Annotated in this window: 11 protein-coding genes; 9 read left to right on the plus strand and 2 right to left on the minus strand. The window is 71.7% G+C overall.

The features are described 5' to 3' along the window. Positions 1–65: 65 nt before the first annotated feature. The gene (locus IE252_RS24975) at positions 66–1,223 is read left to right on the plus strand and encodes an acyl-CoA dehydrogenase family protein (RefSeq protein ID WP_101388391.1); all 1,158 of its coding nucleotides are present in this window, start codon (positions 66–68) and stop codon (positions 1,221–1,223) included. Further along, the gene (locus IE252_RS24980; protein ID WP_190091724.1) at positions 1,220–2,080 is read left to right on the plus strand and encodes an acyl-CoA thioesterase; all 861 of its coding nucleotides are present in this window, start codon (positions 1,220–1,222) and stop codon (positions 2,078–2,080) included. The genes IE252_RS24975 and IE252_RS24980 overlap by 4 nt, the downstream gene beginning before the upstream one ends. Before the next feature lie 12 nt (positions 2,081–2,092). On the opposite strand, the gene IE252_RS24985 is transcribed toward IE252_RS24980, so the two are convergent. Next, complete coding sequence (locus tag IE252_RS24985; RefSeq protein ID WP_190091725.1) at positions 2,093–2,872, minus strand: phosphatase; 780 nt, start codon at positions 2,870–2,872, stop codon at positions 2,093–2,095. 78 nt (positions 2,873–2,950) lie between these two features. Beyond that, positions 2,951–3,544: an SACE_7040 family transcriptional regulator gene (locus IE252_RS24990; RefSeq protein ID WP_190091726.1), complete on the minus strand. Its 594-nt coding sequence runs from the start codon at positions 3,542–3,544 to the stop codon at positions 2,951–2,953. 121 nt (positions 3,545–3,665) lie between these two features. Here IE252_RS24990 and IE252_RS24995 point away from each other — a divergent pair, with 121 nt between their 5' ends. The 7 genes from IE252_RS24995 (at position 3,666) to IE252_RS25025 (ending at position 11,855) form a co-directional block, all read left to right on the plus strand. Next, the gene (locus tag IE252_RS24995; protein WP_190091727.1) at positions 3,666–5,297 is read left to right on the plus strand and encodes a carboxyl transferase domain-containing protein; all 1,632 of its coding nucleotides are present in this window, start codon (positions 3,666–3,668) and stop codon (positions 5,295–5,297) included. A gap of 14 nt (positions 5,298–5,311) precedes the next feature. Next, positions 5,312–7,357 carry an acetyl-CoA carboxylase biotin carboxylase subunit gene (locus IE252_RS25000; RefSeq protein WP_190091903.1) on the plus strand — a complete coding sequence of 682 codons (2,046 nt, stop codon included), beginning with the start codon at positions 5,312–5,314 and terminating at the stop codon, positions 7,355–7,357. 8 nt (positions 7,358–7,365) lie between these two features. Next, entirely contained in the window at positions 7,366–8,295 is a 930-nt protein-coding gene (locus IE252_RS25005; RefSeq protein WP_190091904.1) for a hydroxymethylglutaryl-CoA lyase, read from the plus strand. A 6-nt stretch (positions 8,296–8,301) separates the two neighbouring features. Further along, positions 8,302–9,462, plus strand: coding sequence for an acyl-CoA dehydrogenase family protein (locus IE252_RS25010; RefSeq protein WP_190091728.1), 1,161 nt, complete (start codon positions 8,302–8,304; stop codon positions 9,460–9,462). 246 nt (positions 9,463–9,708) lie between these two features. Beyond that, the gene (locus IE252_RS25015; RefSeq protein ID WP_190091729.1) at positions 9,709–9,885 is read left to right on the plus strand and encodes a hypothetical protein; all 177 of its coding nucleotides are present in this window, start codon (positions 9,709–9,711) and stop codon (positions 9,883–9,885) included. A gap of 99 nt (positions 9,886–9,984) precedes the next feature. Beyond that, a complete protein-coding gene (locus IE252_RS25020) occupies positions 9,985–11,013 on the plus strand; it encodes an ABC transporter substrate-binding protein (RefSeq protein WP_190091730.1) in 1,029 nt (342 codons plus the stop codon). 2 nt (positions 11,014–11,015) lie between these two features. Further along, the gene (locus IE252_RS25025) at positions 11,016–11,855 is read left to right on the plus strand and encodes a siderophore-interacting protein (RefSeq protein ID WP_190091731.1); all 840 of its coding nucleotides are present in this window, start codon (positions 11,016–11,018) and stop codon (positions 11,853–11,855) included. Positions 11,856–11,857 lie beyond the last annotated feature (2 nt).

Raw genomic sequence — 11,857 nt, forward strand, 5'->3', positions numbered from 1 at the left:
TTCGTATTTCAAGCTCTGAGCAAGCGCTTAGCCAAAGCCGCCGCCACCGTCGAAGGAGAGGCCCCGTGCGCCGTACGGTATTCAACGAGGACCACGAGGCGTTCCGGGAGACCATCCGGGCCTTCATCGAGGCCGAGGTCGTCCCGGTCTACGACGAGTGGTTCGCCGCCGGCCAGGCGCCGCGCGACTTCTACTACAAGCTCGCCGAGCTGGGCGTCTTCGGCATCCGCGTCGACGAGGAGTTCGGCGGCGCGGGCATCGACTCGTACAAGTTCGAGGCCGTGATGTACGAGGAGACGTCCCGCGCGGGCGTCCACTTCGGCGGCTCCGGTGTGCACGTGCTGCTCGGCCTGCCCTACATCAAGATGCTCGCCACCGACGAGCAGAAGAAGCGCTTCCTGCCGAAGTTCGTCTCCGGCGAGGAGATGTGGGCCCTGGCGATGACCGAGCCGGGCACCGGCTCCGACCTCGCGGGCATGAAGACCACCGCGAAGCTCTCCGAGGACGGCACGCACTACGTCCTCAACGGCTCCAAGACGTTCATCACCGGTGGCGTCCACGCCGACCGCGTGATCGTCTGCGCCCGCACCGCCGCGCCCACCGCCGAGGACCGCCGCCACGGCATCTCGCTGTTCGCCGTGGACACCAAGGCCGAGGGCTACTCCATCGGCCGCAAGCTCGACAAGCTCGGCCTGAAGACCTCCGACACCGCCGAGCTGGCGTTCGTCGACGTGAAGGTCCCCGTCGAGGACCTCCTCGGTGAGGAGAACAAGGGCTTCTACTACCTCGGCCACAACCTCGCCTCCGAGCGCTGGGGCATCGCCTTCGGCGCCTACGCGCAGGCCAAGGCCGCCGTCCGGTTCGCCAAGGAGTACGTGCAGGAGCGCACCGTCTTCGGCAAGCCGGTCGCGCACTTCCAGAACACCAAGTTCGAGCTGGCCGCCTGCCAGGCCGAGGTGGACGCCGCCGAGGCGGTCGCCGACCGCGCCCTGGAGGCCCTGGACGCGGGCGAGCTGACGCCGGCCGAGGCCGCCTCCGCCAAGCTGTTCTGCACCGAGGTCGCCCACCGCGTCATCGACAAGTGCCTCCAGCTGCACGGCGGTTACGGCTTCATGAACGAGTACCCGATCGCCCGTCTGTACGCCGACAACCGCGTCAACCGGATCTACGGCGGCACCAGCGAGATCATGAAGTCGATCATCGCCAAGGACATGGGTCTGTGACCGAGGCTCTGGATGCCCTGCTCGATCTGCTCGACCTGGAGCAGATCGAGCGGGACTACTTCCGGGGCCGCTCACGCTCGGCGCTCGTACCCCGTGTCTTCGGGGGCCAGGTGGCGGCCCAGGCGCTGGTCGCCGCGGGCCGCACGGTCCCCGGGGACCGCCCGCCGCACTCCCTCCACGCGTACTTCCTGCGTGCCGGGGACCCGGGCGCACCGATCGTCTACATGGTCGACCGCATCCGCGACGGCCGCTCCTTCACCACCCGAAGGGTGGTGGCGGTCCAGCACGGCAACCCGATCTTCCACCTCTCCGCGTCTTTCCAGACGTACGAGGAGGGCCTGGAGCACCAGACGGACATGCCGTCCGCTCCGGACCCCGAGTCGCTCCCGACGGCGGCCGAGATGCTGCCGCGCCATCTGCCCGCGGACGTCGCCGAGCGGCTGATCGAGGCCCGCGCGGCCGTCGACCTGCGGTACGCCGACGCGCCGCCGTGGGCCAGCGTCGGCACCGCGCGCGAGCCCCGCTCGCAGGTCTGGTTCCGTACGAACGGCAAGCTCGCGGACGACCCCCTGCTGCACATCGCGCTCGCCACCTACGTCTCCGACATGACCCTGCTCGACTCGGTGCTGCTCGCACACGGCCGGGGCGGCTGGGCGGTCGGCGACGTGGTGGGCGCGTCCCTGGACCACGCGATGTGGTTCCACCGCCCGTTCCGGGCCGACGAATGGCTCCTGTACGACCAGGAGTCCCCGTCGGCCTCGGCGGGCCGGGGCCTGGGCCAGGCCCGCATCTACACCCAGGACGGCCGCCTGGCGGTGACGGTGATCCAGGAGGGCGTGGTGCGGGTGCCGCGCTAGCGGCCCCCGCGCTCAGACCAACTCGGCCGCACCCAGCAGGTACTCGGTCATCGGCTCGTAGTAGCGCGGGTCCACCACGTGGTCGTCGAGCGGCACGGCGACCTGAAGGGTCCCCTCCGCCTCCGCCAGGAACAGCGCGGGGTCGTTGCAGTCGGCGTAACCGACCGCATCGATCCCGCGCTGGGCCGCGCACCCGGCCCAGCCGTGGTCCGCCACGATCAGATCCGGCAGCGGCCGCCCCTCGCGCTCCAGCGCGTCCAGGATCGCCGCCATCGGCGCGGGCGAGTGCGTGTGCCACAGGGACGCGCCGCGCTCGAACAGCGAGACGTCCGCGAACTGCACGACGCAGCCCTCGTCCGCGAGCACCCCGTCCGGAATGCGCACGATCTCGCACCCGGCCGCACGCAGCGCCGCAGCGGTCCGGCTGTGCACGTCGATGAGCGCACCCGGGTGCCCGGTCGCGAACAGCACCCGCTCCCGGCCCGCCACGGCCTTCCGCAGCCGCGCCGCCATCCGCTCCAGCGCGTCGACGGTGAGCTCCGGGTCGATGGTGTCCTGGCCCGTACGGTGCCCGGGGTCGTCGACGACCCCGCAGCGCTCGGCCATCACCGCGAGCACGTCCTGCTCGTCGGTCCAGCGGTCGCCCAGTTCCAGGCCCAGCCAGTAGTGGCGGTCGCCGTTGGCGAGCTTGCGGTAGTGGGAGAGGTTGTTGTCGCGCGGGGTGGCGACGTCTCCGGCGATACGGGTGCGGACGAGGTGGTCGACGAGAGCGGCACGGCTGGGTATCGGCATGCGCCCCATTCTGCCCCGGTGCGCGGCGCCGGGCGCCGTCGTCCGCGCAGTGGACGCGCCCGCGCGCGCGTGGCGGACTCAGCCCCCGAGCGCCGCGAACGCCCCGTGCGCCAAGCGCCGCAGCAGCGCCTCCGTGGCGTTGCGGTCGCGCAGCCCCGCCCCGTACGCCCCCAGGTGCGGCGTCGAGTTGAGCAGGCCGAACACCGCGTGGACGGCCGTGCGGACCTCCGCCTCGGACCCGAGCGGGTACAGCTCCCGTACGACCCCGACCCACAGCTCCACGTACTGCCGCTGCAGCTGCCGCACCAGCTTGCGGTCGCTGTCGCGCAGCCGGTCCAGCTCCCGGTCGTGGAGCGTGATCAGGGCCCGGTCGTCGAGGGCGAAGTCGATGTGGCCGTCGATGAGCGAGCCGAGGAGCGCCTCCGGGCCCCCGGAGGCCTCGGCGACCCGCTTGCGGCCGCCGTCGTACAGCCGCCCGCTGATCCCCACCAGCAGCTCCGCCAGCATCGCGTCCTTGCCCGCGAAGTGCCGGTAGAGGCCGGGGCCGCTGATGCCGACCGCCGCGCCTATCTCGTCGACACCCACGCCGTGGAAGCCGCGTTCGGCGAAGAGGCGGGCGGCCTCGCGCAGGATCTGCTCGCGGCGGGTGGGGGCATCGGTCCGGGTGCTCATGAGAATTCATTCTAGACAACGCGGTTAGCGCTCGTTAACCTGAAGGAAACGAGTTAACGGTCATTAACATCCGGCCGGAAAGCGTCGCCGGAACTGCGTACGGGCAAGGGGGCTCGACACGATGCAGCAGGCACCGGTCCTTGGGAGCGCGGCTGATCCCGCGTCCGAGGCTTGGCGGGCCAACGAGGCGGCGCACCGCGCCCTCGGCGAGGAGCTGCGCGCCAGACTGGCCGCGGCCCGCCTCGGCGGCGGCGAGCGGGCCCGCGAGCGCCATGTCGCGCGCGGCAAGCTGCTGCCGCGCGACCGCGTCGACACCCTGCTCGACCCCGGCTCGCCCTTCCTGGAGCTCGCGCCGCTCGCGGCGAGCGGGATGTACGGGGACCAGGCCCCCGCCGCCGGGGTGATCGCCGGGATCGGGCGGGTCAGCGGCCGCGAGTGCGTGATCGTGGCCAACGACGCCACGGTCAAGGGCGGCACGTACTACCCGATGACGGTCAAGAAGCACCTGCGCGCCCAGGAGGTGGCCCTGGAGAACCGGCTGCCGTGTCTGTACCTGGTGGACTCCGGCGGCGCCTTCCTGCCGATGCAGGACGAGGTCTTCCCCGACCGGGACCACTTCGGCCGCATCTTCTACAACCAGGCCCGGATGTCGGCCGCCGGGATCCCGCAGATCGCGGCGGTCCTCGGCTCCTGCACGGCGGGCGGGGCGTATGTGCCCGCGATGAGCGACGAAGCCGTGATCGTCCGCAACCAGGGCACGATCTTCCTCGGTGGCCCGCCGCTGGTGAAGGCCGCCACCGGCGAGGTCGTCACCGCCGAGGAGCTCGGCGGCGGCGAGGTCCACTCGCGCACCTCCGGCGTGACCGACCACCTCGCCGAGGACGACGCGCACGCGCTGCGGATCGTCCGCAACATCGTGGCCACCCTCCCCGCGCGCGGCGAGCTCCCGTGGAGCGTGGAGCCCGTCGAGGAGCCCAAGGCCGACCCCTTCGGGCTGTACGGGGCGGTGCCGGTCGACTCCCGCACGCCGTACGACGTCCGCGAGGTCATCGCGCGCGTGGTCGACGGCTCCCGCTTCCAGGAGTTCAAGGCCGAGTTCGGCCAGACGCTGGTCACCGGCTTCGCCCGGATCCACGGCCACCCGGTCGGCATCGTCGCCAACAACGGCATCCTGTTCTCCGAATCCGCCCAGAAGGGCGCCCACTTCATCGAGCTGTGCGACCAGCGCGGCATCCCGCTGGTGTTCCTCCAGAACATCTCGGGCTTCATGGTCGGACGGGACTACGAGGCGGGCGGCATCGCCAAGCACGGCGCCAAGATGGTGACGGCGGTGGCGAGCACCCGCGTGCCCAAGCTGACGGTGATCGTCGGCGGGTCGTACGGGGCGGGGAACTACTCGATGTGCGGCCGCGCCTATTCGCCGCGCTTCCTGTGGATGTGGCCCAACGCCAAGATCTCGGTGATGGGCGGCGAGCAGGCCGCCTCGGTGCTCGCCACCGTCAAGCGCGACCAGCTGGAGGCGCGCGGCGAGGAGTGGCCGCTCGACGCCGAGGAGTCCTTCAAGGACCCCATCCGCGCCCAGTACGACCAGCAGGGCAACGCCTACTACGCGACGGCCCGGCTGTGGGACGACGGGGTGATCGACCCGATGGAGACCCGCCAGGTCCTCGGGCTCGCCCTGACGGCCTGTGCCAACGCCCCCCTCCCCCAGCGGGACTACTCGGCGCCCGGCTTCGGCGTCTTCCGGATGTGAGGCGGACCATGACGATGTTCGACACAGTCCTCGTCGCCAACCGGGGCGAGATCGCGGTCCGCGTCATCCGCACCCTGCGCGCCCTCGGGGTGCGCTCGGTCGCGGTGTTCAGCGACGCGGACGCGGACGCCCGGCATGTGCGCGAGGCCGACACGGCCGTGCGGATCGGCCCGGCGGCCGCGTCCGAGAGCTACCTCTCCATCGACCGGCTCCTGGAGGCGGCTGCCAGGAGCGGCGCCCAGGCGGTCCACCCGGGCTACGGCTTCCTGGCGGAGAACGCGGCCTTCGCGCGCGCGTGCGCCGAGGCGGGCCTGGTCTTCATCGGCCCCCCGGCGGACGCGATCTCGCTGATGGGCGACAAGATCCGGGCCAAGGAGACCGTGAAGGCGGCCGGTGTCCCGGTGGTGCCCGGCTCCTCGGGCAGCGGCCTCACCGACGGCCAACTGGCCGACGCGGCCCGCGAGATCGGCATGCCGGTGCTCCTCAAGCCCAGCGCGGGCGGCGGCGGCAAGGGCATGCGGCTGGTCCGCGACGAGGCGGCGCTCGCCGACGAGATCGCGGCCGCCCGCCGCGAGGCCCGCGCCTCCTTCGGCGACGACACGCTCCTGGTGGAGCGGTGGATCGACCGCCCCCGCCACATCGAGATCCAGGTCCTCGCGGACGGCCACGGCAACGTGGTGCACCTCGGCGAGCGCGAGTGCTCCCTCCAGCGCCGCCACCAGAAGATCATCGAGGAGGCCCCCTCGGTCCTGCTCGACGAGGAGACCCGGGCCGCGATGGGCGAGGCGGCGGTCCAGGCGGCCCGCTCCTGCGGCTACGCGGGCGCGGGCACGGTGGAGTTCATCGTCCCGGGCAACGACCCGTCCTCGTACTACTTCATGGAGATGAACACCCGCCTCCAGGTGGAGCACCCGGTCACCGAGCTCATCACGGGCCTGGACCTGGTGGAGTGGCAGGTCCGGGTCGCGGCGGGCGAGGAACTGCCGTACGGACAGGGGGACATCACCCTCACGGGCCACGCCATCGAGGCCCGCATCTGCGCCGAGGACCCCTCCCGCGGCTTCCTGCCCTCGGGCGGTACGGTCCTGGCGCTGCGGGAGCCGCAGGGCGACGGGGTGCGTACGGACTCGGGGCTGAGCGAGGGCACGGAGGTCGGCAGCCTCTACGACCCGATGCTCTCCAAGGTCATCGCGTACGGACCGGACCGGGCGACCGCGCTGCGCCGGCTGCGGGCGGCGCTGGCCGACACGGTGACGCTGGGCGTGCCCACCAACGCGGGCTTCCTGCGCCGACTGCTCGCCCACCCGGCCGTGGTCGCGGGCGACCTCGACACGGGCCTGGTGGAGCGCGAGGCGGACTCGCTGGTGCCGGAGGGGGTGCCGGAGGAGGTGTACGCGGCGGCGGCGCTGGCTGCTGCGCAGGCGGAATTCCCCCACCCCGCCCCTTCCCGCAGCATCGATATGCGGCTCCGCCGCGTGGCCGCCGGGGGCTGGACAGACCCCTTCGCGGCTACCAGCGGCTGGCGCCTCGGCGGCGAACCGGCCTGGACTGTGCGCCACTTCCGGGTGCCGGGCCAGGACCCGCTGGCCGTCCGCGTCCGCGCGCACGCTGGTTTCACGGAGGCCCGGCTGGGCGAGCAGGATCCCGTACGCACCCGGCTCGCTCACGCCGCTGCAGGCCGTGTCTCGGTCGAACTTCACGGCCTCACCCACACCTTCACCACCGTCCCCTCCCCGGAGGGGACCTGGCTCGGGCGGGACGGGGACAGCTGGCACGTGCTGGACCACGACCCCGTCGCGGCGAGCCTCACCGGCGCCGCGCGCGGCGGCCTCGACACGCTGGCCGCGCCGATGCCCGGGACCGTCACCGTCGTCAAGGTGGCGGTCGGCGACGAGGTGGACGCGGGCCAGAGCCTGCTGGTGGTGGAGGCGATGAAGATGGAGCACGTCATCTCCGCCCCGCACGCCGGCACCGTCACCGAGCTGGACGTCTCCCCCGGCTCGACCGTGGCCATGGACCAGGTCCTGGCCGTGGTGACCCCGAAGGAGGAGGACCAGTGACGCTGCCCATGGTCGTACCGGCGCAGGGCCTGCCCGCCTCGGTGCGGATCCACGAGGTCGGGGCCCGCGACGGCCTGCAGAACGAGAAGGCCGTCGTCCCCACCGAGATCAAGGCGGAGTTCATCCACCGCCTGGCGGAGGCGGGCCTGACCACCATCGAGGCGACCAGCTTCGTGCACCCCAAGTGGGTGCCCCAACTTGCCGACGCCGAGCGGCTGTTCCCGATGCTCGACGGCATCGAGGGCGTGGCGCTGCCCGTGCTGGTGCCCAACGAGCGGGGCCTGGACCGCGCGCTCGCGCTCGGCGCCCGCCGCATCGCGGTCTTCGCCAGCGCCACGGAGTCGTTCGCCAAGGCCAATCTGAACCGTACGGTGGACGAGTCGCTCCAGATGTTCGCGCCCGTCGTGGCCCGCGCCAAGGAGCAGGCGGTCCATGTCCGGGGCTATCTGTCGATGTGCTTCGGCGACCCGTGGGAGGGAGCCGTCCCCGTCCACCAGGTCGTCCACGTCGCCAAGTCCCTGCTGGACCTGGGCTGCGACGAGCTGAGCCTCGGGGACACGATCGGGGTCGCGACCCCGGCGCACGTCCGGAGCCTGCTCGCGGCCCTGAACGAGGAGGGCGTGCCGACCTCCGCGATCGGGGTGCACTTCCACGACACGTACGGCCAGGCGCTCGCCAACACCCTCGCCGCGCTCCAGCACGGCGTGACCACGGTCGACGCCTCGGCGGGCGGCCTGGGCGGCTGTCCGTACGCCAAGTCCGCCACCGGAAACCTCGCCACCGAAGACCTCGTGTGGATGCTCCAGGGCCTCGGTATCGACACCGGGGTCGACCTCGGCAGGCTCACCGCCACCAGCGTGTGGCTCGCCGAGCAGCTGGGACGGCCGAGCCCGTCCCGCACCGTCCGCGCCCTCTCCCCCGACTCCCACAAGGAGTGACCCCCCATGTCCCTTGACCACCGGCTCTCCGAAGAGCACGAAGAACTCCGCCGTACGGTCGGGGAGTTCGCGCACGACGTCGTCGCCCCGAAGATCGGCGACTTCTACGAGCGCCACGAGTTCCCGTACGAGATCGTCCGCGAGATGGGCCGCATGGGCCTGTTCGGGCTGCCCTTCCCCGAGGAGTACGGGGGCATGGGCGGCGACTACCTCGCGCTCGGCATCGCCCTGGAGGAGCTGGCGCGGGTCGACTCCTCGGTCGCCATCACCCTGGAGGCCGGGGTCTCGCTCGGCGCGATGCCGGTGTTCCGGTTCGGCACCGAGGAGCAGAAGCGGGAGTGGCTGCCCCGGCTGTGCTCCGGCGAGCTGCTGGGCGCGTTCGGCCTGACCGAGCCGGACTGCGGCTCGGACGCGGGCGGCACGCGCACGACGGCGGTGCGCGACGGCGACGAGTGGGTCATCAACGGCACCAAGTGCTTCATCACCAACTCGGGTACGGACATCACGGGCCTGGTGACGGTGACGGCGGTAACCGGCCGCAAGCCCGACGGGCGTCCGCTGATCTCGTCGATCATCGTCCCGTCCGGCACGCCGGGCTTCACGGTGGCCGCGCCGTACTCGAAGGTGGGGTGGAACGCGTCGGACACCCGCGAGCTCTCCTTCGCGGACGTCCGCGTCCCGGTCGCCAACCTCCTGGGCGAGGAGGGCCGGGGCTACGCGCAGTTCCTGCGCATCCTCGACGAGGGCCGCATCGCCATCTCGGCGCTGGCCACGGGGCTGGCACAGGGCTGCGTCGACGAGTCGGTGAAGTACGCGCACGAGCGCCACGCGTTTGGCCGTCCGATCGGTGACAACCAGGCGATCCAGTTCAAGATCGCCGACATGGAGATGCGGGCGCACATGGCCCGGGTGGGCTGGCGCGACGCGGCGTCCCGGCTGGTGCGGGGCGAGTCCTTCAAGAAGGAGGCGGCGCTGGCGAAGCTGTACTCGTCGACGGTGGCGGTGGACAACGCGCGCGACGCCACGCAGATCCATGGCGGCTACGGGTTCATGAACGAGTATCCCGTGGCCCGGATGTGGCGCGACTCCAAGATCCTGGAGATCGGGGAGGGGACGAGTGAGGTGCAGCGGATGCTGATCGCTCGGGAGTTGGGTCTGCCTGCGTGAGCTTCGGCCCGGGGTTCGTCTGCGGGTGAGTGGGGGGCTGGTCGCGCAGTTCCCCGCGCCCCTTAGATGCCGCTCCGCGGCAATCCCCTGGGCGCCCCGCAGGGGCGCATCTCAGGGGCGCGGGGAACTGCGCGACCAGTTGGGGACGGCCCGCAGACGAACACCGGGCCCGCGAGCTTCGCTCGAAGGGGTGGCCTCGCGCCGTACACCCCGCGCCGCCCCCACCCCCCGCACCACCCTGGGCCCGTGACCCCGCCCACCTGCCCCGCCTGCCCCACGCGTCCGCCGTTGTGGAAGGACACCTCCACCACCGCCCCCGGCGCCGCCGACCACTGGCACTGGCACTGCGTCGGGTGCCGGACGCTCTACGAGCCGACCGCGTCCCACAAGGTCCGCTTCACGTACGCCCCGCTGCGGCGGTAGGCACTCCCGGGAGACCCCTCTACAGATCCTTGTGAGGTTAGGCTAACCTACCCAGGAACTGCCAGAGGCCGACCCCGGCACGTACGAAAGCGGATCGTCATGCCCATTTCCCGAGCGTCCCACCTCTCCCGTCGCGGCCTGCTGGCCGCCGGCGGCGCCATCGGCCTCGGGGCCGCGCTGGCCGCGTGCGGGGACGACGACAAGAAAAAGGGCGACTCGCAGAAGGCCGCGGAGAAGTCCGGCCCCTGGTCCTTCAAGGACGACCGCGGCAAGGCCGTCGAGGCGAAGTCCACCCCCAAGACCATCGTGGCCTTCACCGGCACCGCCGCCGCCCTCCACGACTACGGCATCGAGGTCAAGGCCGTGTTCGGCCCGACCAAGACCAAGGACGGCAAGCCGGACGTCCAAGCGGGCGACCTCGACATCAGCAAGGTCGAGATCCTCGGCAACGTCTGGGGCGAGTTCAACGTCGAGAAGTACGCGGCCCTCGCGCCCGACCTGCTCGTCACGGACATGTGGGAGAAGGACGCCCTCTGGTACGTGCCGGACAACAGCAAGGACAAGATCCTCAAGCTCGCCCCCAGCGTCGCGCTGTGGGCCGCGCAGCTCAGCATGCCGGCCGCGCTCCAGCGCCGCGCCGACCTCGCCGCCGCCCTCGGCGCCGACCTGAAGGCCGCCAAGTTCACCGAGGCCAAGGCCCGCTTCGAGAAGGCCGCCGCCCGGCTGCGCGCCGCCACCAAGGCCAACCCCGGCGTCACGGTGATGATCGGCTCGGCCAGCGCCGACCTGTTCTACGTCTCCGCGGCCAAGACGTCCGCCGACACCGCGTACTTCCAGGAGCTGGGCGTCAAGTTCGTCGAGCCGAAGGTCAACGCGCAGGGCTTCTTCGAGGAGCTCAGCTGGGAGAACGTCGGCAAGTACAAGGCCGACGTGATCATGATGGACAACCGCTCCACCGCCCTCCAGCCGGACGCCCTGAAGTCCAAGCCGACCTGGACCGGGCTGCCCGCCGTCAAGGCCGGCCAGATCACCCCGCGCACCACCGAGCCGATCTACTCGTACGACAAGTGCACCCCGATCCTCGAAACCCTGGCCAAGGCCATCGAGACCGCGAAGAAGGTTGCCTGACCATGACGCTGACAGCCGAGACCGCCACCGTCCCCTTCCGTCTCTTCGACCTGAGCGTGGTACGGACCCGGCGGCTCGGCCCGTCGCTGATCAGGATCACCTTCGACGGCGAGCAGTTGGCGTACTTCGAGGGCGGCGGCCGGGACCAGAGCCTCTCGCTCTTCCTGCCGCACCCCGGCCAGGACGCGCCCGTACTGCCGCACACCCAGAACCCTCAGACGTGGTTCGCGGACTACCGGGCGCTGCCCGACGACATCCGGGCCGTGATGCGCTCGTACACCCTGCGCGAGCAGCGCCGCGACCCCGACGAGGTCGACATCGACTTCGCGCTCCACGAGGACGGCGGCCCGGCGTGCCGCTGGGCGGCGCGCGCCGAGCCCGGGGACCGGGTGGCGGTCCTCGGTCCGGCGGTCGCCGACAACACGGCGGTGCGGTTCCGGCCGCCTGTCGGTACGGACTCCGTCGTCATCTGGGGCGACGAGACCGCGCTGCCCGCCGTCTCCGCGATCCTGGAGTGGCTGCCGGCGGGCACGGCCGCCCGGGTGTGGCTCGAAGTGCCGTTCAGTGGGGACCGGATGCCGTTGCTGACGGCTGCGGACGCGGAGATCACGTGGCTCGTACGGGAGGAAGGTGCGCCCTCCGTCCTGGACGCCGTCCGTGCCGAGCCCGCTCTGCCGGGGGTCGACCCGTACGTGTGGATCGCCGGGGAGGCGTCCACCATGCGGGAGCTGCGGCGACACTTTGTGAATGACCGTCAGGTCGATCGCAGGAACGTTACTTTCGTCGGCTATTGGCGACGGGGGCGTTCCGAGGACCAGTTGCGCGAGGAAGAGGCCGTATAGGT

It is taken from the genome of Streptomyces melanogenes, from assembly GCF_014649795.1.
Taxonomy (GTDB): Bacteria; Actinomycetota; Actinomycetes; order Streptomycetales; family Streptomycetaceae; genus Streptomyces; species Streptomyces noboritoensis.

Coding starts and splice junctions, on each gene's coding strand:
- IE252_RS24985 (WP_190091725.1), bottom strand. CDS start 2,872: ATGCCGATACCCAGCCGTGCCGCTCTCGTCGACCACCTCGTCCGCACC.
- IE252_RS24990 (WP_190091726.1), bottom strand. CDS start 3,544: ATGAGCACCCGGACCGATGCCCCCACCCGCCGCGAGCAGATCCTGCGC.
- IE252_RS24995 (WP_190091727.1), top strand. CDS start 3,666: ATGCAGCAGGCACCGGTCCTTGGGAGCGCGGCTGATCCCGCGTCCGAG.
- IE252_RS25000 (WP_190091903.1), top strand. CDS start 5,312: ATGTTCGACACAGTCCTCGTCGCCAACCGGGGCGAGATCGCGGTCCGC.
- IE252_RS25005 (WP_190091904.1), top strand. CDS start 7,366: ATGGTCGTACCGGCGCAGGGCCTGCCCGCCTCGGTGCGGATCCACGAG.
- IE252_RS25010 (WP_190091728.1), top strand. CDS start 8,302: ATGTCCCTTGACCACCGGCTCTCCGAAGAGCACGAAGAACTCCGCCGT.
- IE252_RS25020 (WP_190091730.1), top strand. CDS start 9,985: ATGCCCATTTCCCGAGCGTCCCACCTCTCCCGTCGCGGCCTGCTGGCC.
- IE252_RS25025 (WP_190091731.1), top strand. CDS start 11,016: ATGACGCTGACAGCCGAGACCGCCACCGTCCCCTTCCGTCTCTTCGAC.